The organism is Streptomyces sp. 3214.6, from assembly GCF_900129855.1.
GTDB classification, from domain to species: domain Bacteria; phylum Actinomycetota; class Actinomycetes; order Streptomycetales; family Streptomycetaceae; genus Streptomyces; species Streptomyces soliscabiei.
Map to the genome: position 1 here is coordinate 8,615,639 of NZ_LT670819.1, position 23,380 is coordinate 8,639,018.

19 protein-coding genes are annotated in these 23,380 nt (G+C 72.4%); 11 read left to right on the forward strand and 8 right to left on the reverse strand.

Annotation, left to right across the window (positions count from 1 at the left end; translation table 11 throughout):
* Window positions 1-134: 134 nt before the first annotated feature.
* Entirely contained in the window at window positions 135-1,004 is an 870-nt protein-coding gene (locus tag B5557_RS38860; RefSeq protein ID WP_079663885.1) for an alpha/beta fold hydrolase, read from the reverse strand.
* 24 nt (window positions 1,005-1,028) lie between these two features.
* Entirely contained in the window at window positions 1,029-1,730 is a 702-nt protein-coding gene (locus tag B5557_RS38865; protein WP_079663886.1) for an SDR family oxidoreductase, read from the reverse strand.
* Window positions 1,731-1,941: 211 nt separating this feature from the next.
* Between B5557_RS38865 and B5557_RS38870 the strand changes: the two genes are divergently transcribed.
* The 6 genes from B5557_RS38870 (at window position 1,942) to B5557_RS38895 (ending at window position 6,146) form a co-directional block, all read left to right on the forward strand.
* On the forward strand, window positions 1,942-3,441 hold the full coding sequence (locus tag B5557_RS38870; RefSeq protein ID WP_079663887.1) for an MFS transporter: 1,500 nt from the start codon (window positions 1,942-1,944) through the stop codon (window positions 3,439-3,441).
* A gap of 223 nt (window positions 3,442-3,664) precedes the next feature.
* A complete protein-coding gene (locus B5557_RS38875; protein WP_079663888.1) occupies window positions 3,665-4,243 on the forward strand; it encodes a TetR/AcrR family transcriptional regulator in 579 nt (192 codons plus the stop codon).
* A 112-nt stretch (window positions 4,244-4,355) separates the two neighbouring features.
* Complete coding sequence (gene panD, locus B5557_RS38880; RefSeq protein WP_079663889.1) at window positions 4,356-4,775, forward strand: aspartate 1-decarboxylase; 420 nt, start codon at window positions 4,356-4,358, stop codon at window positions 4,773-4,775.
* Window positions 4,776-4,813: 38 nt separating this feature from the next.
* Window positions 4,814-5,161, forward strand: a complete 348-nt coding sequence (locus B5557_RS38885; RefSeq protein ID WP_079663890.1) for a GNAT family N-acetyltransferase — start codon at window positions 4,814-4,816, stop codon at window positions 5,159-5,161.
* A gap of 3 nt (window positions 5,162-5,164) precedes the next feature.
* Window positions 5,165-5,842: an aspartate/glutamate racemase family protein gene (locus tag B5557_RS38890; RefSeq protein ID WP_079663891.1), complete on the forward strand. Its 678-nt coding sequence runs from the start codon at window positions 5,165-5,167 to the stop codon at window positions 5,840-5,842.
* A gap of 52 nt (window positions 5,843-5,894) precedes the next feature.
* The gene (locus B5557_RS38895) at window positions 5,895-6,146 is read left to right on the forward strand and encodes a hypothetical protein (RefSeq protein ID WP_180291697.1); all 252 of its coding nucleotides are present in this window, start codon (window positions 5,895-5,897) and stop codon (window positions 6,144-6,146) included.
* On the opposite strand, the gene B5557_RS45800 is transcribed toward B5557_RS38895, so the two are convergent.
* The 5 genes from B5557_RS45800 to gndA all read right to left on the reverse strand — a co-directional run bounded on the left by B5557_RS45800 (window position 6,139) and on the right by gndA (window position 15,765).
* Window positions 6,139-10,167 carry an SAV_2336 N-terminal domain-related protein gene (locus B5557_RS45800; protein WP_159424478.1) on the reverse strand — a complete coding sequence of 1,343 codons (4,029 nt, stop codon included), beginning with the start codon at window positions 10,165-10,167 and terminating at the stop codon, window positions 6,139-6,141. The two genes, B5557_RS38895 and B5557_RS45800, sit on opposite strands and share 8 nt — an antisense overlap.
* Window positions 10,168-10,222: 55 nt before the next feature.
* A complete protein-coding gene (locus B5557_RS38905; protein ID WP_079663893.1) occupies window positions 10,223-11,155 on the reverse strand; it encodes an AAA family ATPase in 933 nt (310 codons plus the stop codon).
* Complete coding sequence (locus B5557_RS38910; protein WP_079663894.1) at window positions 11,152-13,227, reverse strand: hypothetical protein; 2,076 nt, start codon at window positions 13,225-13,227, stop codon at window positions 11,152-11,154. The genes B5557_RS38905 and B5557_RS38910 overlap by 4 nt, the downstream gene beginning before the upstream one ends.
* Window positions 13,224-14,180: a hypothetical protein gene (locus B5557_RS38915; RefSeq protein ID WP_079663895.1), complete on the reverse strand. Its 957-nt coding sequence runs from the start codon at window positions 14,178-14,180 to the stop codon at window positions 13,224-13,226. Before B5557_RS38915 ends, B5557_RS38910 begins: the two co-directional genes overlap by 4 nt.
* Before the next feature lie 145 nt (window positions 14,181-14,325).
* Window positions 14,326-15,765 (reverse strand): NADP-dependent phosphogluconate dehydrogenase, encoded by a 1,440-nt coding sequence (gene gndA / locus B5557_RS38920; RefSeq protein WP_079663896.1) that lies wholly within the window; start codon window positions 15,763-15,765, stop codon window positions 14,326-14,328.
* A 189-nt stretch (window positions 15,766-15,954) separates the two neighbouring features.
* Here gndA and B5557_RS38925 point away from each other — a divergent pair, with 189 nt between their 5' ends.
* On the forward strand, window positions 15,955-17,175 hold the full coding sequence (locus B5557_RS38925) for a transglycosylase family protein (protein WP_079663897.1): 1,221 nt from the start codon (window positions 15,955-15,957) through the stop codon (window positions 17,173-17,175).
* Here the strand turns inward: B5557_RS38925 and B5557_RS38930 are convergent.
* Window positions 17,165-18,382 carry a DMT family transporter gene (locus B5557_RS38930; RefSeq protein WP_173877783.1) on the reverse strand — a complete coding sequence of 406 codons (1,218 nt, stop codon included), beginning with the start codon at window positions 18,380-18,382 and terminating at the stop codon, window positions 17,165-17,167. The genes B5557_RS38925 and B5557_RS38930 overlap by 11 nt on opposite strands.
* A gap of 209 nt (window positions 18,383-18,591) precedes the next feature.
* Between B5557_RS38930 and B5557_RS38935 the strand changes: the two genes are divergently transcribed.
* The 4 genes from B5557_RS38935 (at window position 18,592) to B5557_RS38950 (ending at window position 23,297) form a co-directional block, all read left to right on the forward strand.
* Window positions 18,592-19,371, forward strand: coding sequence for a (2Fe-2S)-binding protein (locus B5557_RS38935; protein WP_231976145.1), 780 nt, complete (start codon window positions 18,592-18,594; stop codon window positions 19,369-19,371).
* Window positions 19,372-19,410: 39 nt separating this feature from the next.
* Window positions 19,411-20,562, forward strand: coding sequence for a glycogen synthase (glgA, locus tag B5557_RS38940; RefSeq protein ID WP_079663899.1), 1,152 nt, complete (start codon window positions 19,411-19,413; stop codon window positions 20,560-20,562).
* Between the two features lie 52 nt (window positions 20,563-20,614).
* A complete protein-coding gene (gene glgC / locus B5557_RS38945) occupies window positions 20,615-21,835 on the forward strand; it encodes a glucose-1-phosphate adenylyltransferase (RefSeq protein ID WP_079663900.1) in 1,221 nt (406 codons plus the stop codon).
* 103 nt (window positions 21,836-21,938) lie between these two features.
* Window positions 21,939-23,297: a wax ester/triacylglycerol synthase family O-acyltransferase gene (locus B5557_RS38950; protein WP_079663901.1), complete on the forward strand. Its 1,359-nt coding sequence runs from the start codon at window positions 21,939-21,941 to the stop codon at window positions 23,295-23,297.
* Window positions 23,298-23,380 lie beyond the last annotated feature (83 nt).

Here is a 23,380-nt window from a genome sequence, read left to right on the forward strand (position 1 = left end):
AGGACGGGCACGTTGTGATATTCCCCTTTCGTCGCCGCCTCCGGAATGGGCATCATGCGCGTCGTCGACGGCAAGATCGCCGAGACCTGGTCCCGCGCACGCACCGCACGCGGACGGGGGTGGCCATGGCACGCTCAGGTCAGCAGGTCGGCCAGCACGTCGGGGCGTTCCAGGGCGATGAAGTGGCCCGCCTTCGGGACCTGTGTGAAGTCGGCGGCCGGCAGGAGCTTCTTGTTGGCCTCCCGGTCCGAGGGCCGGGACCAGTCCTTCTCGCCGTAGACGAGATGCACGGGGGCCTTGACCTCGGGGTAGCGCGAGCGGGCCGCGATGAGGGTGGGCAGGCCCTGGTACACGGCTCGGGCGACGGTCGGGTAGCCGGGGCGGCTGCCCACCTGGAGGAGCTCGTCGACGTAGTCCTCCCGCAGGGCGGTCTTGTCGCCGAGGCCGCCCTGAAGGATCTTGCGGAGGGCGGCCTTGGGCTCCACCCCGGCGATCACCGGGCCCACTCCCGGCGTGAGGACACCGCTGACCACCACGCGGGCGAGGAGACCGGACCGGGCGATTCCGTGGCGGAAGTCGTACGTGTTGACCGCGACGACGCGCCGGACGCGCTCCGGTAGATCGGCCGCGGTGGTCAGTGCCAGCACCGCTCCCATGGACTCCCCGACCAACGTGACGTCGTGGAGGTCGAGTTCGGTGAGGAGCCGTTCGACGCCCGCGCGCATGGCCGGCTCGTCGTACGACGCACCGGCCACGATCTCGGAGTGGCCCATCCCGGGCAGGTCGAGGGCGTACACGGTGTAATGGTCCGCGATCAGCGGGATGAGGGCCCGGAAGTGCTCGGCCTGGGTGCGCACGGTGTGCAGCAGGACCAGGGGAGCGCCGGTGCCCGCCTTGAGGTAGCGCAGCGTTCCCTGGTGGCCGTGGCGGCCCGGGCGCGGGGCGATGGTGTGGCTGGTGGTCCCCGGGATGTGGATCGTGGAACGTGACTCGTGGACGGGCATCCCGTCGGCTCCTTGTCCTACGTGCTACTTGGCCAACTGGGCGTACAGGGCGGTGAGGTCGTCGGCGAGGCCCGCCTTGACCTGGCGCGAGATGTCGTCGGCGAGCACCTCGTACGCGCCCGTCTCGATGCCGTCGAGGGCGAGTGCGGCGACGTCACGAGGGTCGGACTTCGGTGCGTCGACGCCGGCCGTGAGGTCCGTGTCCACGTACCCGACGTGCAGTCCGGTGACGGCGATCCCGCGCGGCTGAAGCTCCAGGCGAAGGGAGTTGGTCTGCGACCACAGGGCGGCCTTGGAGGCGCTGTAGGAGCCGCCGAGGGCGATCCAGGAGAGCACGGAGTGCACGTTGAGTAGGTGACCGCCGCCGTTGCGCTCGATGACCGGCACGAAGGCCCGGGCGAGAAGCAGCGGGCCGTAGAAGTTGGTCTCGAACTCCCGGCGCACGTCGTCGACCGGCGACTTGAGGAAGGATGCGCCGACCGAGGCGCCCGCGTTGTTGATCAGCACGGTGACGTCTTGCGCCTGTGCGGCGGCGGCCGCCACGGAGGCCGGGTCGGTGACTTCCAGTGCCACGGGAACGGCGTCGGGGTGCGTCACGCTGCGCGGGTCGCGGGCCGTGGCGTAGACCTTGCCGGCGCCGCGGGCATAGAGCTCCTCGACCAGGGCCTTGCCGATGCCCCGGCTGCCGCCGGTGACGAAGACGTTTGCGCCCTTCAGAGCGGTCATGACTGCCTCCACAGAGTGAGAAACCGAACGGTTTTCAACATAGTAAACCGATCGGTTTCCCAACGCAAGCGCCGAGGGTGGGCGGTTCGACGGTTCGGTGCACCGCTCGCGTCGCGTTCGCTTGCGCTCTGGAAACCGATCTGTTTTTCTGAATGGAAACAGATCGGTTTCCAACCGGTGGTCGGTCTGTGACCAGCAGCTAAGGGGAAAAGTGAGTACCACGTTCGACCGTGGGGCGCCCGCCTCCGGGAAAACAGATTCGGGCCGCCGCGGCTCGCACGCCGTGCGCTGGTGGGTGCTTGTCGTGCTGGGCACGGCGCAGCTCATGGTCACGCTCGATGCGACCGTCGTGAACATCGCGCTGCCCGCGGCCCAACATGACCTCGGTTTCAGCGACGGCAGCCGGCAGTGGGTCATCACGGGTTACGCCCTGGCCTTCGGCAGCCTGCTGCTGCTCGGTGGCCGGCTCGGCGACCTGTTCGGCCGACGCACCACCTTTGTGACCGGCCTGATCGGTTTCGCGGGCGCATCCGTCCTCGGCGGCGCGGCCACCAGCTTCGACATCCTCGTCGCGGCACGTGTGGCCCAAGGGCTCTTCGCCGCGCTGCTCGCGCCTGCGGCACTCTCCCTGCTCAGCGTGACCTTCACCGAACCGACCGAGAGGCCGAAGGCGTTCGGCATCTTCAGTGCGCTGGCCGGAGCGGGCGGCGCGGTCGGGCTGCTGCTCGGCGGCATGCTCACCGAATGGGCGTCGTGGCGCTGGGTGATGTACGTGAACGTCGTCTTCGCGGCCGTCGCGCTGGTCGGTGCGGTGCTGCTGCTGGCCAAGCCCGCGGTCACCGAGCGGCCCAAACTCGACATTCCCGGCACCATTGTGGTGAGCGCGGCACTGTTCGCCATCGTCTACGGGTTCGCGCACGTCGAATCCACCAGCTGGACCAACCCGGTCACCCTCGGCTCGATGATCGCCGGCGTGGTGCTGCTCGCCGTATTCGTATGGCTGGAGTCCAAGGTCGCGCATCCACTGCTGCCGCTGCGACTCGTGCTGGACCGGACCCGCGGGGGTTCGTTCCTGGCGGTGTTCGTCATAGGCATGGGGATGTTCTCGATCTTCCTGTTCCTGACCTACTACCTGGAGGCCGGCATCGGCTACTCGCCGATCGAGACCGGACTGGCGTTCCTGCCGATGGTCGCGGGCATCGTCGTCGCGTCGACCACGGCGCCTTCGCTGCTGCTGCCCAAGGTCGGTCCGAAGATCGTGATCAGCGCCGGCTTCCTGGTCGCCGCGACAGGGATGGCCCTGCTGACCCGGCTCGAGCTGGACAGCGCCTACGTCGCCGACATCATGCCCGGCCTGGTCCTGCTGGGTCTCGGCCTCGGTGGGGTCATGACCACCGCGTTCCAGGGTGCGACCGCAGGCGTGCATCACGAGGACACGGGCGTCGCCTCGGCGCTGATCAACACCGGCCAGCAGGTGGGCGGATCGATCAGCACGGCGCTGCTGACCACCGTTGCCTCGTCGGCCGCGACCGACTACCTGTCCTCGCACAAGCCCGGCGCACTGACCATGGCCCAGGCCGGCGTCGAAAGCTACACGGCCACCCTTGCGTGGGGCTCCGGGTTCTTCGTGGTCGGTGCCGTCCTGTCGGCGCTCCTGATGCCGAATGTGCCTCTGGCGCCGTCGGAGGGCGAGCCCGTCATCGCCCACTGAGCCCGACTCCACCGGGGATGCCCGGTTGGTCGATCACAACGAGTGGAGAGTGAGAAAATGCCCTGCTGCCTGCGCTGATCGCCTGCTCTCTAGGCGCAGGTCGGCGAAGGGAGACAGGGCATCTCCGAGAGCGGGCACCATGGCGTGGTGCTCGAAGGTCGCCCCGACCGGCGTTGTAAACCGATCGGTTTTCATTTGGTCGGAATCGAGTTAACCTCGCAATATGACCACCGACGCGAAGTCAAGTCCCCGAGAGCGGCTGCTGGAGGCAGTGGCCACGCTCACCTACCGAGACGGTGTCGGCGTCGGCGTCGACGCGCTGTGCAGGGCGGCGGGGGTGTCGAAGCGTTCCATGTACCAGCTGTTCGAGAGCAAGGACGAACTGCTGGCGGCGAGCCTGGAGGAACGCGCCTCCGCCTACGTGGCGACTCTTCTGCCCGCAGCCGACGACAACCGTTCGCCCCGCGAGCGGATCATGCACGTCTTCGACCAGTTGGTGTCACAGGCGGGTGCGTCCGACTTCCAGGGCTGTCGGTACCTCGCCGTCCAGATCGAGCTCAAGGACCCGGGCCACCCTGCGAGCCGGGTGGCCCGCCGGGTCAAGGAGGACCTGGCAGCCTTCTTCCGCGCCGAGGCCGAACAGGGCGGGGCGAACGACCCGAATCTGCTGGCCCGGCAACTGGTCCTGGTCTTCGACGGCGCCAACGCCCGCGCGGGAATCAAAGCCGACACACCGACAGGGCTCATCGCGCCCACGGTGGCCGTCCTGCTCAACGCGGCGGACATGCGCCGACCCGGCTGATGGGCCGTGGGGGCTCCAGCGGCGCCGCCGCCCCGCCGGCGTGCCGTTGTACAGTGAGGAACGCCCTTGACCTGCGGCTAGCAGGCAGGGAGCCGTCTTCTAGGAGTGCTGAATGCTGCGCACCATGTTCAAGTCCAAGATCCACCGTGCCACCGTCACCCAGGCCGACCTGCACTACGTGGGATCGGTGACCATCGACGCCGAACTGCTGGACGCCGCCGATCTGTTGCCGGGCGAGCTCGTTCACATCGTCGACATCACCAACGGGGCACGGCTCGAGACGTACGTCATCGAGGGGGAGCGTGGCTCGGGCGTCGTCGGGATCAACGGGGCCGCCGCCCATCTCGTACACCCCGGCGATCTGGTGATCATCATCAGTTACGCTCAGGTGACCGACGCGGAGGCGCGGGCTCTGAAGCCACGGGTCGTGCATGTGGACCGCGACAACCGGATCGTGGCCCTCGGGGCCGACGCCTCGGAGCCGGTACCGGGCTCCGACCAGGAGCGCAGCCCGCAGGCCGCGTCGGCCTGACCGAAGCAGGCATCGCACGCATCGCACCGGGAGTGCCCATGAGCGACATCGAGATCCGCGACGACCGGGCGGCGGGCCGCCTCGAGGCCCTCGATGCCGGCGGCGAAGTCGTGGGCCGCATCGAGTACTTCGTGCTGGAGTCGCCCGCACCCGCCCTGGTGCCGGTGCACACCATCGTCGAGCCGGCCCACGAGGGCAAGGGCATCGCGGGCTCGCTGGCGCGCGAGTTGTACGCCCTCTCCGCGCGCGAGGGTGTCCCCGTCGCCCCGCTCTGCCCGTACGTCGTGAAGTGGGCGGCCCGCCACCCCGAGGAGGCCCCGGTGGCCGACCCCGAGCTGCTGAGCGCCGCCAAGGACTGGCTGCGCGCGCACCCCGGGCGGTTCTGACCGGTGGCGCTGGCGCTGCTGCACACCTCACCCCTCCATGTGCCGGTCTTCGAGGCGCTGCGCGACGAGGACCACCCCGGCCTGGAACTGCGGCACTTCGTCGATGAGTCACTGCTCGCGCGTGCGCGTGAGCTGGGTCCCGAGGCGGTCGCGGACGACGTCCGGACCGCCTTGTCCCGTGCCGCGGCCGACGGGGCCCGAGCAGTGCTCTGCACCTGCTCGACCATCGGCGCGGTCGCCGAGGCCGCCGCCTCCACGACCGGCGGCCCAGGCGTTTCAGGCGCCCCGGGGGTCCCAGGTGTCCCCGTCGTGCGCGGCGACCGCCCTATGGCCGCCGCGGCGGTGGCCGCCGGGGGCCGCATCGTCGTCCTGGCGACCGTGGAGAGCACCTTCGCCCCGACCGCCGGGCTGATCGAGGACGAGGCCCGGCGTGCCGGCCGCTCCGTCACCGTCGGCACACTGCTGGTCGAGGGTGCCTGGGGGCAGTTCGCGACGGGGGACACGCAGGCGTGCGCCCGCCTGGTCGCGGACGCGGCCGACTCGGTCACCGACGCCGACGTGATCGTCCTGGCCCAGGGCTCCATGGCCCCGGCCCAGCACCTCGTCCGCACGGCCGTACCGGTGCTGTCCAGCCCCCGGCCGGGCCTCGCCGCGGGCGCCCGGGCCGCCCGGGCCGGGTGAGTCCACCCGGGTGAGTGTCCGGGGCGGAGCCGGGTAGGCGGGGGAGTAGTCCATGGCCGAGCTTCTCGACTGCCCGGAGGACACCATGACGAACCCGCAGCCCGATCCGGTCCCGCCCGGACCCGTCCCCGGCCCACCGGACCCGTACCCGAGCCCGGTGCCGACCCCGCAGCCCCCTTCCCCGGAGCCCCCGGCCCCCGCCCCGACGCCGCCCCCGGGCCCGCCCCCCGAGCCGTCCCCGTCCCCGATCCCGCCGGGCCCCGAGCCGGTCCCGAGCCCGGAGCCGGGGCCTCCGCTCACCTGAGCGGGCCGGAATCGACCTCGGGCAGCACGGGGGGGCGCGGAAATCTCACCGTGAACCCCGTCAGAGGGGCGGTGAGGGTTTCGCCGGTGTCCTCCGGCGCCGGGTCGATCAGGTAGATCGTCAGCAGGGGCCGCCCCGGACGCGGTGCTGCGCCGAGCACCTGGTCCTCGTCGAGTCCGGCCTGGTCGTCGCGCGGGTTGCGCAGCACCTTCAGCCGGTACGTGCCGTCTGGGGAGACGGCGTCCAAGGGGCGACGGACGACCAGGCCGACGCGATGTCCGGCCACGTCGACCGTGCCCCGGCGGTGTGTCGGGTTCGCGATCTGGACGGTCCACTTCGCCGCGTCCCCGTCGGCCATGCGCCGACGCACAAACGCGGAGAGGTCGTTGACGGGCTCCCGTTCCCCCGCCGGGGGCAGCGCCGGCTGATAGGGATCCAGGAAGCCTGTGACCACCCGCTCCGGCGGGACGTCGTCCCAGAGCAGGTTGCCGTCACCCACGCTCCGCGGTCCTCGGCCGAGCTTGTCGAGCGAACGGACGAAGGACTCCACCATCCGGAAATTGCGGCGCAGGACGGCGGGCGTCAGACGGAAGTACCGGGTCTCCACCACAGCCCCCGAGAACGCGTCGAGGCTTTGTCGGCGACGGCCCAGCACCTCCGGTGTGGCGTACAGCCGGCAGAGGTCCTCGTAGCCGGTCCGGTAGCGGAAGGCGCTGTTCAGCTGGAGCAGCGTCCCGTACGTGCCGGTGGCGCGCACGTAGTAGCCGACGGTGAGTCCTTCCAGCGCCGTGCCCTGCCCGAGTTTCGTACCGCCGACCGCCACCACGTTCAGGCCCTCGGGGTGCGCGTGCCACGCGGGCATACCGTCGGAGCCGCTGTTCACCAGGACGACGTCGGTCTTGCGGGCGGCGTCCGCCAGGTGGTGTTCCGCGCGGGCCCAGGCGACCGCCTCCGCCGCCGAGTCCGGTGTCACGTCGCTCGCGGGGGCGAAGTCCGATTGCCACAGGGAGTGGAACTCGCTCGTGAGCCGTTCGCTGCCGGGCTCCGCCAGCGCGGATGCGAGCAACCGCACATACCCCGCCAGCTGGTCGCGGACATGCGCCTGCACGGCGGTGAACCGACTGACCGAGACCAGCATGGAGTTGTGCGCCGCTCGCTCTTCGCGTGCCCGACGCACGGCACAGGCCAGCACGAACGAGTGGACGGCTGTCACCAGCGAGGGTGGGAGCTCCCTGCCCGGCGTGTGCGTGGCGTCGTGCCGGGTGGGCAACCATTCTTCCTGGTCGGTCACCTCGCGCACGAGCGGCAGCAACTCCTGGGCGACCGGCTGGGGTTCCTCACCCGGGTGCGTCCATAGGTTGTGGACGAAGTGGTCGGGGTAACGGCTCTGCTTCTGGCCCCCGGGGCCGGGGACTGGGAGGAAGGGGGCGAAGGCGAAGCTGACGTAGGCGGACTTCGGGAACGCTGCCAGCAGGTGGTGGACGACGTCGTCCGCGGCGGTGGGATGGCCCGCGGACGCCGACTCGACGACGAGCAGCGGGAGGCCGTTGTACGGCTCCAGGTACCGGGTATGGCGCGCGAGCCAGGAGCGGACAGCCTCCACGACCCTCTTGTTCTTCTTGATCACGAAGACGAGGGGGTAGGCGTCCGGCGGAGCGTTCAGCCGCGCGGCCCCGCGCGCGGTGAAGTCGCTGGAGGTGCTGGTGAGCGTGGCGATCTCCAGGCCGTCGGGCACCCCGAAAGCGCCCACCCCGACGGGTCTCCGTGGCGGTTCGTATCGGGAGCCGACCATCTGGTACGCACTGTCGAAGCCCAACAGACCCTCGTCGACGAGCCGTTGGGTCTGCAGTCGGTCGTCGTTGGACGGTCCGGTCAGCACGACTATCACTCGGTAGCCCGCGTCGAGGGCCTTGGCCGCCAGGCCGATGACCACCCTGGTGCGTCCCGATTGGACGGGTGCGACGACCAGTCCCGCCCGGTGCCAATGCCCCGGACGGCGCGGGTCGTCGAGCCGGCCCAGCAGCCGGTCCGTGGCCCTGTCGATCCGGTCCGGGTCCGGTGGTACAGGTCTCGCGTCCTCGTCGAGGTGTTCCAGGTAGCGTCCCCAGAACGTGTTGTGCTGGGGGAGCGGGGTGCGGATCCACTGTTCCTGGCCTCCGAAGACGTCGGAGCCGGACGCGGACTCCTGGAAAACGGCATGCCCGGACTCCACCTCCCGCACCAGGACCTCGGGGTCCGCGGCGAGTCCCTGCCCGTGCAACAGCGTCAGCGCCACCTCGACGGCCGCCGTCAGGTCGCCGCGGCTGAGCTGCCCGCCCGTGGGCAGGAGGGCCGCCACGATGCGCAGGGCTAGCTCGGTGGGATCGGGGGGCGGCTCCTGCACGTGAACGGGAGGCAGGAGCGTCGGGGAGGCAGGGGCGGGCGTCGGCGAGACCTCCGTCGCCGACGAGGTCTCCGTGGCCGGCGCGAGCTTGATCGTCCTTCCCTGCCCGCCGGGCAGCCCCAGCAGCTCCAGCGTCCGTGCCAGCGCCCGCCCCGCCGGCGTCGACTCCGCCGCGACGGCTTCCGGGCCGTCGGCCGCCCCGCCCGCCACCATCGGCATGTGCCCGCGCCCCTCGCGCCGGGTCGCGACGTGGCGGTTCAGCGCCCGGCTCAGCCGCAGTGCCTCGTGCTCGGGCAGTGACTGTTCCAACCGCGTCCGGATCGCTTCCGGTGCTTGCAGGACCACCGTTCCGGACGCATCGGTGTGCAGCGCGAACAGGTCGGAGCCGATCAGCTCGGCGACGTCCGCCGTACCGGCCTCGGGCACCAGTTCCTGGCGGAGCACGTGCAGCAGGTCGAGGCTCAGCCGGTCGAACGTGGAGCACAGCACGGCCAGCCGGGCGGCGGCCGGGGCGGCCGTACGGAGGAAACCTTCCGCGCGGGACTCGGTGTCACGCAGGGTCGACGGCCGTGCCGGCGCCGTGTCCCGCCCGGGCGCCGGACGGCCCCCGGACGGGACCAGCGCGGCGGCGCAGCCCTCCGGCGCGGCGAGCATCACCGCCCGCGACCACCGCCTCAGGGAGTGCGGGGACAGGGACAGCACCGGCACCGCGAGCCACTCGTCCCGGCCGTCGCCGGAACCGCCGTCGGTGCGCGGCAGCAGCGGCGGGAGCCGGAAGGTCAGCCCGGCGTTGGAGCCGCCGGGGGCGCCCGGTGTGACTCGGGCGGTGGGCAGGTCGAGCCCCGTCCGGCGCCACAGCTTGGTCGGCAGCGGGTTGAGCAGGGCCAGGGGAGCGCTGCGCCCCCACGTTCTCAGCCGCTGCCAGACCTCGGGCGCACGCCAGGGGCCGGCGGTGCAGTCCGACACCACCACGATCAGCCGGCGGCCGTCGGCGGAACCCGGCTGCCGGGCGGAGACCGGCCGTCCTTGACGGTCGGTGAGTTCGAGGCCGTGGTCCGTGCCGAACCGGAGGTCGCGGACCTGGAGCGTGCGGAAGGCGCCCAACTGGTCCAGGACGCCGGTGAACGCGTCGACCGTCTCACGCCACACCTGCATGGAGGGGGAGCGGTCGACGACGAGGGTCAGGTCGAACCAGCGTTCCGGCGCGGGGGTGAGGACGGGGAGGAGCTCGCCGCTGCGGGCGTATCCGTCCACGGTCGCGGCCACGTCGAGGGTATGACGCCGGCCGGTTCGCCACGGCCGCTTCCAGGGGCGCAGCGCCCTGGTCAGCGGCAGCGCGAGCGGCAGGGCCGACGGTCGTGGCACGGCGACCGCATGCCCGGGAACGGGGGAGGCGGACCCTGGCAGCCGTTCGTGGAGGGTCCGGGTGGGCAGTTCGGGGGCTGGGAGAGCGGGGGGCCGCAGTACGGGGGCCTGGTCGGGGGACGCGGAGGACGGGCGGGGCCGAGGGGCCTCCGGCTCCGTCGGCGCCGCGGTCTCCGCCCCCTGGCCCGGCGACGTCGCGTTGTGGTCCGCCCCCATCCGAGAGGCCAGCCACAGGGCCTCCGCGAGGCTCGTCGCGTCGAGCTGAGGAGCCACGGCCCGCAAGCCCGACACGGCTCGCTCAAGCGGGGACGAGCCCTCGGGCGGACTCTCAGGCACGGGACAGCTCGCGCAGGATCAGGTCCACCACGTCCTGCGCCGTGTCGCTCTCCGAGGCTGCCGTGCTGGTCAGCACATGGACGGCGTTCAGCAACTGGTCCACGGCCAGGCTCTCGCCGGCCGCGAGCCGCTCGATGAAACGGGCGATCAGGGTGTCGACCGAGGCGGAGTGCTCGGTGTCGACCTCCAGATGGGCCGCCACGACGGCGCGCAGGGACTCGACCGTCGGCGCAGGCATCGTGAAGCGGATGCAGCGCCGCAGGAACGCGGCCGGGAAGTCCCGCTCGCCGTTGCTCGTCATCACGATGAAAGGGAAGGTGTCGCACTGCACCCGTCCCTTGACGATCCGGTGCAGGCCCTCGCCGCCCCACTCCCGGACGTCGACCTCGTCGCGCTGGTAGCGGGCCAGCTCCGGGATCTCGAACTCGCCGTGCTCCAGCACGTCGAGGAGGTCGCTGGGCAGGTCGAAGTCGCTCTTGTCGATCTCGTCGATCAGCAGGGCGCGGGGCAGGCGTTCCGTCGGCAGCAGTGCTGTGCCCAGGGGGCCCAGCCGCAGGAAGGGGGCGATGTCGTCGCCGTCGGGGTCGCCCGCCAGCCGCTGCGCGTGGATGCGGCCCAGCGCGTCGTAGCGGTAGAGGGCGTCGACGAGCGTGCTGCGGGAGGTGATGTGCCAGCGCAGCGGCTCGTCCAGTTTCAGCTCCGCCGCAACCTGCCCGATGACGCTGGACTTGCCCGACCCGGGCGCGCCGGTCAGCAGCAGCGGGCGGCGCAGCACGAGCGCGGCGTTGACCGCCTCCACGAGGCCGGGCGGCGGCTGGAAGCGCTCGTGCCGGGGCCGGCGGGGGAAGGAGCGCCAGGGCGGGGGAGTGCCGAGGTCCACGTCCCGGGGCGTGCCGTCGCCGACGTAGAAGGGGGTCCAGGTCATCGCGTGTTCTCTCCATCGCCCGTGCGGGTGTCGAACCAGTCGCAGAAGTCGAGCCATTGCGTGTCCAGCCATGCCGACCTCACCCGGGCGAGGTCCGCATGGCCGCCCGCCGGGTCCTGTCCGCCCGCGGCTTCCTTCCAGGCGCTGCGGTAGGCGGCGCTGAGTTCCGCGGGGAGCCGGTCCCACAGGCGCTCCACGCTGTCCCGGGAGGCCGCGGGCAGCTCGCCCGGTCCCTGCGGCCACAGCACGATCGGGGCGTAGGCCAGCAGCGGCGGCAGGAAGTCCGCGAGCCGGTCGGGCCGGTGGGCCAGGGCGAGGGCACGCTCGTAGAGGCCGCTCTCCAGCCGGTCGGCGAGGTCGTCCGCCCGGCCGGTCTCCTCCTGGCCGAGCCAGTCGAGGGGGACGCGGTCGCCCTTCTCCATCGCCTCGAGCCGGTCCCGGGCGTAGTCGTTGATCCAGGAGATGTGGGCGGGCGGGCACAGCCGGTCGCTCCAGCGCAGGACGACGTTGTAGCGCAGGCCCAGCCGCGGGCCGACCCTCGCCTCCTCGGGGCGCCAGCCGGCCAGCAGCGCCGAGGGGGCGGCGATGTCGACGTGCCTGAGGCGCAGCCCCGCCTGCCGGGCCTGCTTGGCGGCCCAGGTCAGCACCGTGCCGAGCGTCTGCTCCACACCGGCTTGCGTCGCGGGGCAGGGGAACTCGTCGTGCGCGAGGGACGTGCCGCCGTCGAGCAGCCAGGCCAGGAGGGTCTCCGGCCAGTCGTCGGCGACCGCCGCGTGCAGGCTGACCACGAGGCGCAGTCGGCCCTCGGCGCTGGCCCGGGCCAGCTCGGCGAACGCGTCGTTCAGCTCCAGGACGGCGTCCACGGCGTCGGCCCAGGCCGCCAACTCCGGTGTCGCGGAGCTGAGTTGGTCTTCGGCGGCGAGCGCGGCGACGAACGCGGCGAGCGGCGCCCGGCGGTTGCCGCGCACGCCGGCGACCCGCAGCCGCAGGGACTCGACGCAGTCGCGCAGTAGCTCCCCGCCGTCCGTCAGGGGAGCGCGCACGGTGCTGCCGGCCGCCGCGGAGAACGCGCGCCGCAGCCGGGGCGACGTCAGCGGCGCCCCGGGCCAGCGCCGCAGGAGCGCCGTGGTGCGCAGCGCGTCCGACAGCCCGCCGACCACGTGCAGGGCGCTCGTCACGTCGCACGCGTCCGCCGTGCCGTCCCGGCTCAGCTCGGACAGCGTCTCCCGCAGCCGCGTCAGGTCCTCGGCCGCGTCGGGCGGGGAGGGCGGGACCGCTTCGCCGAGCGGTTCGAGCGCCCAGCGCAGTTCCTCCGCGCCCAGCGGCCCCAGCAGCGTTCCGCCGTGTGCCGCGTGCCGGGCGTTGCGGGCGATCCAGGGGCGCTGCCCGAACAGGTCGCCCTCCTGCACCAGGGCCTGCGCGCCGGTGCCCGTGACCGCGTTGACGGCGTCCCGCACCTCCTGCGCCGACAGGAACTCCCCGGCCCCGGACACGCCTTCGCGCAGCACCCGCAGGAGCCCGCGGGTGAACGACAGCCCGTAGGCGTCCTCGGTGACCCCCACCGACGTCAGCAGCGACAGCATCGTCGCGCCCCTGCGGACCCCGGCGCCCAGCGCCGCGAGATCCGGCACGGCCCCGCCCGCGCGGCAGGTGTCGACCAGCGCTACGACGCCCTGGACGCCCGGAGTGTCCAGGGCGTCGGAGAGCAGCCCGCCGAGGTCGACCACGGTCGTCGGCGCGTCGGCACGGGAGTCGCTCGCCATGAAGGCCAGCCGGGGCACGTCACCGGGCGTGGTGCCGTGCCCGAGGAACGCGAGGACCAGCCCGGCCTCCGCCTCGCCCGCCCGCTCCGCCGCCGCCCGGACCGCCTTCTCGACCTGCGCCTGGCCGACCTGCGGCCCGCACAGCAGGGAGGAGTCACCCGGTGCGGCCTGCTCGCAGCCGCCCACCGCGGCGTCGGCGAGCGCGGCGTGCAGGGACCCCGCCAGCTCCTCCAGGCCGTCGAGGGGGCCGAGGTCCGGGCACTGCGGAGCGACCACCAGCAGATGACGGGGCGAGAGCGGCGGCGTCATACGGGCGTGACAGCCTCGAGAGCCTCGGCGATCGGCCCCGCCACGGCAGACTGGGCGAGATACTTCGCCGCGGGGTGCACCCAGGCGCCGTCGGAGTCGACCCGCCTGCTGACCGGGGCCACCGACGCGGCGTTCGGCGCGACGAACCGCTCCAGCCGGGGCGTGGCCGTGACGAAGTCGTCGCGGTCCCAGAAGTTCAGCCAGCCCTCGACCTGCGCCGGAGTCCGCAGCGGCTGGGGACGCATCCGGGGCTGTACGGCCGCGCGCATGCCGATGGGCGATCCCAGCGTGACGAGCAGCGGTATCGGAGCCTCGTGCTCGTGCAGGGTCTCGAAGGCCACCACGGTGCCCAGCGAGTGGGCGACGACGAGGGTGGGACCCTCGGGGTCGAGCTCGGCCCGGACCCGGTCGCGGATACGGGCGTCGAGGCTCACTCCGGCCGCGTCGGGATGCTTGCGCGCCAGGTACTGCCTGACCTGGCGCAGGACGTGCACCATCAGGCCGGCGCTCGTCCAGCCGCCGATCCGGCGCAACCCCGGCAGGGCGAGCAGCGTGTTCCCGGCGGCGAGGGTGCGCCGCAGGACGTCCCCGGCGCCCTGGGCCTCTCCCTCCGGTGCGAGCTGTTCCCTGGCCCTGCGCAGCACCTTGGCCTCACGGTCGTCCCGCGGCGCTTCCAGACGCGCGTCGACGGCGTCGAGGAGCAGCTGCGCCAGCTCGCCCTCCTCCTGCTCCTCCGCCCGCTCCGGGCGGGCGTCAGGACCCTGGCCCGGGAACAGGTCGCCGTAGTAGGCGAAACGGATGTCGGCGGAGCGGCCGTCCAGCAGTTCGGCCGCCCGCCGGGAGTGCCCCGCGGCCCCCATGCCGTCGGCCAGTGCGAGCCGCCACTCGTCGAGATCCCGCTTGGCGTCCCGCGGCTTGCCCACACCGTGCACGAAGACCAGACGTGGTCCCATCGAACCCCCCGTACTTCCCAACTTCCCGCGTGCCCCCCGGCATTGCCCGAGACCTCTGTCCCCTCGGGCGGGCTGCGAGGATATCAACGCCACCGACAGCCCGTCCGAGGAACAACCACCGCGGGGGCGGCTGAGATCAGGCCGGTCAGGCCGTCACCTCCGACCGGTCGCCGCCCCACAGGGTGTGGAACGCGCCCTCCTGGTCCACCCTCCGGTACGTGTGCGCGCCGAAGAAGTCCCGCTGCCCCTGCGTCAGCGCCGCGGGCAACCGCTCCGCGCGCAGCGCGTCGTAGTAGGCGAGCGCCGCCGCGAACCCGGGCGTGGGCACGCCCTGGAGCGTCGCGGCCACCAGCACCTCGCGCCAGGGGTCCTGCGCCGCCGCGATCTCCGAGGCGAACGTCTCGTCCGACAGCAGGCTCGGCAGGTCCGCCCGGGCGTCGTAGGCGGCGCGGATCCGGTCGAGGAAGGCCGCTCGGATGATGCAGCCGCCGCGCCAGATCGCGGAGACGGCACCGAGGTCGATGTCCCAGCCGTACTCCTCGCTGCCCGCGGCGATCTCGTGGAAGCCCTGCGTGTACGACACGATCTTCGAGGCGTACAGGGCCTGTTCCACCCGGTCGGCGAAGGCCTGCGCCTCCGCCTCGCCCAGCGCCGACGCCTTGGGCCCCGCCAGGTCGCGCGAGGCCTCGCGCAGCGCCGCGTGCCCCGACAGCGACCGGGCGAAGACGGCCTCCGCGATGCCGGACACCGGCACGCCCAGGTCGAGGGCGATCTGGACGGTCCAGCGGCCGGTGCCCTTCTGCTCGGCCTGGTCGACCACCACGTCCACGAAGGGCTTGTCCGTCGCCGCGTCCACGTGGGACAGCACCTCGGCGGTGATCTCGATCAGGTAGGAGTCGAGGCGGCCCGTGTTCCAGGTGCGGAAGATGTCCGCGATCTGCGCGGGCTCGTACCCGGCGACGTCGCGCAGCAACTGGTAGGCCTCGCCGATCAGTTGCATGTCGGCGTACTCGATGCCGTTGTGGACCATCTTCACGAAGTGACCGGCGCCGTCCGGGCCGACGTGGGTGACACAGGGCGTTCCGTCCGCCGCCTTCGCGGAGATCCTCTCCAGCATCGGGCCCAGCGACTCGTACGACTGCGGGGAGCCGCCCGGCATGATGCTCGGGCCGTGCAGCGCGCCCTCCTCGCCGCCGGAGATGCCCGCGCCGACGAAGTGGATGCCCTGCTCGCGCAGTTCGCGCTCGCGGCGGCGGGTGTCGGCGAAGTGCGCGTTGCCGCCGTCGATGATCATGTCGCCGGGTTCGAGCAGCGGGGCGAACTCCCGGATCACCGCGTCGGTCGGCTCACCGGCCTTCACCATGACGACCAGGCGGCGGGGCCGCTCCAGGGCCGCCACGAACTCCTTGGCCGTCTCGGCGGCGACGAACTCGCCTTCGTGGCCGAACTCCTCGACCAGGGCGTGCGTCCGCGCCACCGTGCGGTTGTGCAACGCGACCGTGTAGCCGTTGCGTGCGAAGTTGCGGGCGAGATTGCGGCCCATGACCGCGAGTCCCGTGACACCGATCTGCGCTGTCGTGCTCATACGGTTGGCTCCTCCGGGGGTGTGCCCGTCAGTATCGTCCTGGGGACCATCTTGACGGGTTTCCCGACCGGATTCCCGGTGGGGTGCCCCGAGCTCCGGGGCGCGTCGGAGCGGCCGGTTGTCGCCTTGTCATGGCCAGTTCGTGGCCCTTATTTTTGCCCCTCCTGACGCTCGTCGAGGGGGATCTCCATGGCCGTACGCGGCCGGCACCGCCGGTATCAGCCGAACAGGATCAACCGCGCCTCACTCACTGTCACGGCGGGCGGCGCCGGCATGGCGATACCGCTCATCGGCACCGGAGTCGCCCAGGCGGCCGACGTGGACACCTGGAACAAGGTCGCCGCGTGCGAGTCGACCAACGACTGGAACATCAACACCGGCAACGGCTTCTACGGCGGGCTGCAGTTCACCCAGTCCACCTGGGAGGCGTACGGCGGCACGCGGTATGCGCCCCGTGCGGATCTGGCCACCAGGGACCAGCAGATCGCGGTGGCCGAGAAGGTCCTGGACGGGCAGGGGCCCGGTGCCTGGCCGCTGTGCTCGGTGAAGGCCGGACTGAGCAGGGGCGGCGACGCCCCCGACGTCCACCCGAACGGCTCGTCGGGGAAGACGGCCCACGGCACCAAGCCGTCCACGTCCTCCAAGGGCTCGAAGACGTCCCTCGAGGACGTGCAGCCCCAGAGCACGCCCCAGTCCCGGGCCGGCACCGCCGAGATGTACACCGTCGTCCGCGGCGACACCCTCTCCGGCATCGCCGAGACCGAGGAGGTCAAGGGCGGCTGGCAAGGGCTGTACGCGGCCAACCGGACGACCATAGGCGGCGACCCGGACCTGATCCTGCCGGGCCAGCGGCTCAGTCTGAGCGAGCGCGCGGCCGCCGCGGGCAAGGCCCCGAGCCGCCATGCCCCGAGCACCAAGGCCCCGGGCCGCAAAGCCCCGAGCGGCAAGGAGAGCAAGCCGGCCAAGAGCACCAGGACCAGGGACGACGACAAGGCGACGACCGGCCATTCCCTCGTCGCGCCCGTCAGCGCCGCTACCGGGACGCCGTACCACGCGACCGGCTCCTCGTGGTCGAAGGGCTACCACACGGGCGTCGACTTCCCCGTGCCCACCGGCACGTCCGTGAAGGCGGTCAAGGCGGGGAGCGTGGTGAGCGCGGGCTGGGGCGGTTCCTTCGGCTACCAGGTGGTCATCCGGCACGCCGACGGCCACTACACGCAGTACGCCCACCTGTCGGCGATCTCCGTGCGCGAGGGGCAGTCGGTCGGCGGCGGCCAGCGCATCGGCCGGTCGGGCTCCACCGGCAACAGCACGGGCCCGCATCTGCACTTCGAGGTGCGGACGGGGCCCGGTTTCGGGTCGGACGTCGACCCGGTCGCCTACCTGCTCGCAGGCGGCGTCAGGATTTGACTCGCACCCGATGCCGGTCGACGGCCGGCATCGGGACGAGCAGCCCTCCGTAGACCGGGGCGTAGTACCACGGTCGTTCAGCGTCGTCGGGGTCCGAGAGGTCCTCCTCGCCGGGCGAGGAGGAGGCCGGTACTCGCCGGTCCTCCCGCACGTCCTCCAGCAGCGACGCGACCGGCTGTTCCGGGATCTCGATCTCCGCGGGGATCTCGATCTGCTCGGGGATCCCGATCCCGCCGAGCGCCTCGTCCGCCGCCGGGGCCGACGCGGGGGCGGCGTCGACCTGTGCCCGCGGGGCGGGGACACGGGCCGGAGCCGCCACCGCCTGCACAGCTGCCCGCGCCTCCGCCTCCGCGTCCGCCTGCGCCGTCTCCTGCTGGGCTCCCTGCAGGCGCTCCGTCGTGAGCAGGATCAGTCCGCCCGCCGCCACCACACCGCAGCTCAGGGCGAGCGCGGTGCCCGTGGTGCCGTAGCGGAAGGTCTCGCCGAACATCGTGATGCCGACCGCGGCGGCCACCACCGGGTTGATGACCGTGAGCGTGGCCAGCGGGGCCGCGAGGCCCGCGCCCCGGTAGGAGGCCTGCGAGAGCAGCATGCCGGCCGTGGCCAGGACGCCGATCACGGCCAGGGAGGGGATGTCGGCCGCCGTGACGCCGCCGCTCCAGTCGACGGCGACGGTCTTGGTGAACACCGACGACATGCCGAACGCGATGCCCGACGCGGTCGCCAGCAGCATGCTGCGCACCGCCGGGTGCCGGTGCGCGGCCCGCGCGGCCACCATCAGGGTCACTACCGCGGCGGCCGTGACCATGGCCACCGTCACCCGCTGCGGGGTGCTCAACGTCTGCGCGTCGGCCGCACCGACCAGGGACAGCAGACCGGCGAGACCGACCGTCGCCATGATCGCCCCGCGCCAGGCCGTCGCCCCGGCCTTGCGGCCGACGAACAGCGCGGCCATGGGCAGCGCGAACACGATGGTCAGCGCGCCGAGCGGCTGAACAAGGCTGAGGGGACCGTAGGCGAGGGCCACCACATGGAGGAGACCGCCGAGACCGTTCATCGCGACCGCGGCCCACCAGCTCGGCCGGCGCAGCGGGGCGTACTCCTCGTCGGGCGAGGACACCGCGACCCGCTCCTGCACGATCGCCCCGCCCGCGTACGCGACAGCGGAGACGAGCGACAGGACGACGGACAACGCGAGGGCGCTCATGAGCTGCTCCTCTGCGTGAGGCGGGGGCGCAGGGCCCGGCGCGGCGAACGGTCGGCTCTCATAACCAACACGATGCCTTCTCGATCTGTTCCCGTCGTCGTCCCTGAGCACGCAATGGGTCCTACTACCGATGGAGTACGACGGGCCCGCCCTCCTCCCCCAGGCGGGTGACGTACCAGGGATCCCCCTGATCACTGCCCCTACTCGCCTTGGTACTACTGCACTTCGTGGACCTCGACCCCCAACTCGCCGCGCTCCGCCCGCTCGGCGGCTTCTTCGTCCTGCGCACGCTACGAGGCGACCCAGGAGAGCCGCCCGGAGCGCTGCCGACGCTCGCACGGGCCTATGCGGAAACCCCCGATCGCGCCGCCTCGGACGGGTACGGAGATCCGCTGGCCTTCAGGGTCGGAAAGGTCTCCCGGGCCCTGCGCGCTCCCGAGGACCGGATCGCCGCCTCCGTGGCGCAGCAGGGCCTCGCGGCCCGGCTGTGGTCGGTGGCCCTGGGCTGCGCCGTCCTCTACCGGCGCGTCCCCGACCTGGCCCCGGAGCTGCTGCGCTGGGACCCGGACGCCGGCGCGCCGGACGACCTGTGGCTGACGGAGGTGCGGTCCCTGCCCGGGGACGCGGCGACCGTCGCCGCGACGGTCCTGGTCGGCCATCTCGAACCCCTCTCCGCGGCCCTGCGCGCCCGTCGATCGGTGGCGGCGGGCCTGCTGCGCGGCAATGCCGGATCGGCGCTGGCCGGAACCGTCCGGCAGCTCGACCAGTGGTCCCGGGCGCACGGCCGCCCCGACGTCGCGGCACGCGCCCGTGCCCTCACCGATGAGCTGTTCACGCACCCCCTCCTCGCCGGCACCGGCACACCGACGGGTACCGCGTTCCGCCGCCGAAGCTGCTGCCTGTACTACCGGGTGCCCGGCGGGGGTCTGTGCGGTGACTGTTGCTTCACACGACCCCCGCGCTCTTCCCCACGCGCCCCGTCTGGGTGACCATGAAGGGAGCCGACCGCTGAGACTGGGGGGTTCCGGGTGCGAGTGGGACTGCTGACCCGGGAGTATCCCCCGGACGTGTACGGCGGAGCGGGCGTCCACGTCGAGTTCCTCGCCCGCGAGTTGCGGCGGCTGGTGGACCTCGACGTGCACTGCTGGGGCGAGGGTCGCACGGACGGCGTGCTGCGCCACCGCCCCTGGTCCGTGCTCGACGGAGCCAACGACGCGCTGCGCACGTTTTCCGTGGACCTCGCCATGGCGGCCGCCCTCGAAGGCCGCGAACTCGTCCACTCCCACACCTGGTACGCCAACCTCGGTGGTCACCTCGCCAAGCAGCTGTACGGCGTCCCGCACGTGGTGACCGCGCACTCGCTGGAGCCCCTGCGGCCCTGGAAGGCCGAGCAGCTCGGCGGCGGCTACGCCCTGTCCAGCTGGGCCGAGCAAAGCGCGGTGGAGGCCGCCGACGCGGTGATCGCCGTCTCCTCCGCGATGCGCGAGGACATCCTGGCCTGCTATCCGACGCTGGCCCCGGACCGGGTCCACGTCGTGCACAACGGCATCGACACCGGTCTCTACCGTCCCGACCACGGCACCGACGCCCTCACCCGGATCGGCCTCGACCCGGATCGCCCGTATGTGCTGTTCGTCGGCCGCATCACCCGGCAGAAGGGCGTGCCCCATCTGCTGCGCGCCGTGCGGGACATCGACCCGGCGGCGCAGGTCGTGCTGTGTGCGGGAGCGCCCGACACCCCGGAGATAGACCAGGAGTTCCGTGATCTCTTCGCGGAGCTGAGCCGAGCCCGGGGTGGGGTGCACTGGATCCCGAAGATGCTGCCGCGCCCCGAGGTGATCCAACTCCTCACGCACGCGGCCGTGTTCGTCTGCCCCTCGGTGTACGAGCCCCTCGGCATCGTCAACCTGGAGGCGATGGCCTGCGGCACCCCTGTCGTGGCCTCCCGGGTCGGTGGGATCCCGGAGGTCGTCGAGGACGGGGTGACCGGGACGCTCGTCACCGTGGACGAGGGATTCGAGGCGGGCCTCGCGCGGGCCCTGGACGCGATCCTCGGCGATCCGGCGGCCGGGCGTCGCATGGGAGAGGCCGGGCGGGCGCGCGCGGTGGGGGAGTTCGGCTGGGACGCCGTCGCCCGGCGTACGGTCCGCCTCTACGAGGAGATCGTCAAACAGGCGTAGCGCGCCCCTCACGGGGGAAGGTCATGGTTCAAGCAGGGTGAGGGGAGCGGCCATGCGTCGTGGTGGGCCTTCGGTACTCGGGATCGTGCTGGCGGGCGGTGAGGGCAAGCGCCTCATGCCCTTGACCGCGGACCGCGCCAAACCGGCAGTCACGTTCGGCGGCACATACCGGCTCGTCGACTTCGTCCTGTCCAACCTCGTCAACGCCGACGTCCTGCGCATCTGCGTGCTCACGCAGTACAAGTCGCACTCGCTGGACCGGCACATCACCACCACCTGGCGGATGTCGAGCCTGCTCGGCAACTACGTCACCCCGGTCCCGGCCCAGCAGCGGCTCGGCAAGCGCTGGTACCTGGGCAGCGCCGACGCCATCCTGCAGTCGCTGAACCTGGTCTACGACGAACGGCCCGAGTACGTGGCCGTGTTCGGCGCCGACCATGTGTACCGCATGGACCCGCGCCAGATGCTCACCCAGCACATCGAGAGCGGCGCGGGTGTCACGGTCGCCGGGATACGGGTCCCGCGCAGCGAGTCCTCCTCCTTCGGGGTGATCACCCCGGGCTCGGACGGCCAGACGGTCGAGCGGTTCCTGGAGAAGCCCGCCGACCCGCCCGGCCTCGCCGACGACCCGGACACCGTGTTCGCCTCGATGGGCAACTACCTCTTCACCACCAAGGCCCTCATCGAGGCCCTTCAGCGGGACGCCGAGGACGAGGACTCCGTGCACGACATGGGCGGCTCGATCCTGCCCCAGCTCACCGAGCGCGGCGAGGCCCAGCTGTACGACTTCAGCAGTAACCACGTCCCCGGCGAGACCAGCCGCGACCAGGGCTACTGGCGGGACGTCGGCACGCTCGACGCGTACTACGACGCCCATATGGACCTGATCGCCGAGCGTCCCGCGTTCAACCTGTACAACCGCAGCTGGCCGATCTACACCCACTCGGGTCAGCTCTCCCCGGCCCGCTTCGCCGCGGGCGGCATGGCCGGCGAGTCGATCATCAGTGCGGGCTGTCTGATCCGCGGGCAGGTGACCCGGTCGGTGCTGTCGCCGGGCGTCGTGGTCGACCCGGGAGCGGTCGTCCAGGGCTCGATCCTGCACGACAACGTCCACATCGGACGGGGTGCGGTGGTGCGCGGGGCGGTCCTGGACAAGAACGTCGAGGTCCCTCCGGGTGCGACCATCGGCGTGAACCCGGAGCGGGACACGGAGCTGTACACGGTGTCCAAGAACGGCGTGATCGCCCTGGGAAAGGGCCAGCGGGTGTCCTGAACTTAACGGCTTGTTAACTGTACGTAGTCTGATCGTACTTGACCGTAATCGCCTGGGCGCGCTTGACTGCTTGCCTCACCCTTCGTCGTTGCGAGGCAAGTCCTTGACTGCTGATGATCTGCTGGCACCCCTCGACCTGGCGTTCTGGAACCTCGAGTCGGCCGAGCACCCCATGCACCTGGGGGCGCTCGGCGTCTTCGCGGCGCACTCGCCCACCGCGGGAGCCCACGCGGCCGACCTGCTCGCCGCCCGCGCGGCCGCCGTCCCCGGGCTGCGCATGCGGATCCGGGACCTGTGGCGGCCCTTCGACGCCGGCCGGCCCCTCGACCTGCGCGGCGCGCTCGCCTTCGGCGGCGCGACCCGGGAGCCGGACCCCGACTTCGACCCCGTCCACCACGTCACCCTGCACGCCCCCACCGCCGACTTCCAGACCGAGGCCGGCCGGCTCATGCAGCGGCCTCTGGAGCGCGGCCGCCCGCCCTGGGAGGCACACGTGCTACCGGGAGCGGACGGCGTCTCCTTCGCCGTGCTCTTCAAGTTCCACCACGCCCTCGCCGACGGCCTGCGCGCCCTGACGCTGGCCGCGGCCGTCCTTGACCCCATGGACCTGCCCGCGCCCCGGCCCCGCCCCGCCGAGCCGCCGCGCGGGCGCCTCCCCGACGTGCGCAGGCTGCCCGGTCTGCTGCGCGGGGCCGTCTCCGACGTGGGCCGCGCCCTCGACATCGGCGCCTCCGTCGCCGTGCACACCCTGGGCATGCGCCCCACGCCCGCCCTCACCGCCCGGCCCACCGGCACCCGCCGCACCGCCGGCGTCGTCATCGACCTCGACGACGTGCACCGGATCCGCAAGGCCGAGGGCGGCACCGTCAACGACGTGCTGATCGCGGTCGTCGCCGGGGCGCTGCGCCGCTGGCTCGACGAACGCGGCGACGGCAGCGAGGGCGTCGTCCCCCGCGCCCTCATCCCCGTCTCCAAGCGCCGCCCGCGCACCGCCCACCCGCAGGGCAACCGGCTCTCCGGGTACCTGATACGGCTTCCTGTCGACGACCCGGACCCGCTGCGCCGTCTCGGCACGGTCCGCACCGCCATGGACCGCAACAAGGAGGCGGGACCCGGCCGGGGCGCCGGCGCCGTCGCCCTGCTCGCCGACCACGTCCCGGCCCTCGGCCACCGCCTCGGCGGTCCGCTGGCCGGCCAGGCCGCCCGGCTCTGGTTCGACATCCTCGTCACGAGCGTCCCCCTGCCCAGCCTCGGCCTGAAGCTCGGCGGGAACCCGGTGACCGAGGTCTTCCCGTACGCCCCGCTGGCCCGCGGCCAAGCCCTGGCGGTCGCCGTCTCGACCTACCGCGGCCGTGTCCACTACGGGCTCGTCGCCGACGCCGAGGCCGTCCCCGATCTCGACCGGTTCGCCCGCGCGCTGACCGCCGAGGTGGAGACGCTCATCACGGCCTGCGGCTCTTGACGGGAACGGGTTTGGAGGAGGGGCCCGGCGCTCCGTAAAATTCCCTGTTCGAGGCGGGCGCGGTCGGAGCGCCGCACGGGTGA

Coding starts and splice junctions, on each gene's coding strand:
- B5557_RS38895 (WP_180291697.1), top strand. CDS start 5,895: ATGGCCGAGCTTCTCGACTGCCCGGAGGACACCATGACGAACCCGCAG.
- panD (WP_079663889.1), top strand. CDS start 4,356: ATGCTGCGCACCATGTTCAAGTCCAAGATCCACCGTGCCACCGTCACC.
- B5557_RS38875 (WP_079663888.1), top strand. CDS start 3,665: ATGACCACCGACGCGAAGTCAAGTCCCCGAGAGCGGCTGCTGGAGGCA.
- B5557_RS38925 (WP_079663897.1), top strand. CDS start 15,955: ATGGCCGTACGCGGCCGGCACCGCCGGTATCAGCCGAACAGGATCAAC.
- B5557_RS38915 (WP_079663895.1), bottom strand. CDS start 14,180: ATGGGACCACGTCTGGTCTTCGTGCACGGTGTGGGCAAGCCGCGGGAC.
- B5557_RS38860 (WP_079663885.1), bottom strand. CDS start 1,004: ATGCCCGTCCACGAGTCACGTTCCACGATCCACATCCCGGGGACCACC.
- glgC (WP_079663900.1), top strand. CDS start 20,615: ATGCGTCGTGGTGGGCCTTCGGTACTCGGGATCGTGCTGGCGGGCGGT.
- B5557_RS38885 (WP_079663890.1), top strand. CDS start 4,814: ATGAGCGACATCGAGATCCGCGACGACCGGGCGGCGGGCCGCCTCGAG.
- B5557_RS38930 (WP_173877783.1), bottom strand. CDS start 18,382: ATGAGCGCCCTCGCGTTGTCCGTCGTCCTGTCGCTCGTCTCCGCTGTC.
- B5557_RS38865 (WP_079663886.1), bottom strand. CDS start 1,730: ATGACCGCTCTGAAGGGCGCAAACGTCTTCGTCACCGGCGGCAGCCGG.
- B5557_RS38910 (WP_079663894.1), bottom strand. CDS start 13,227: ATGACGCCGCCGCTCTCGCCCCGTCATCTGCTGGTGGTCGCTCCGCAG.
- B5557_RS38905 (WP_079663893.1), bottom strand. CDS start 11,155: ATGACCTGGACCCCCTTCTACGTCGGCGACGGCACGCCCCGGGACGTG.
- gndA (WP_079663896.1), bottom strand. CDS start 15,765: ATGAGCACGACAGCGCAGATCGGTGTCACGGGACTCGCGGTCATGGGC.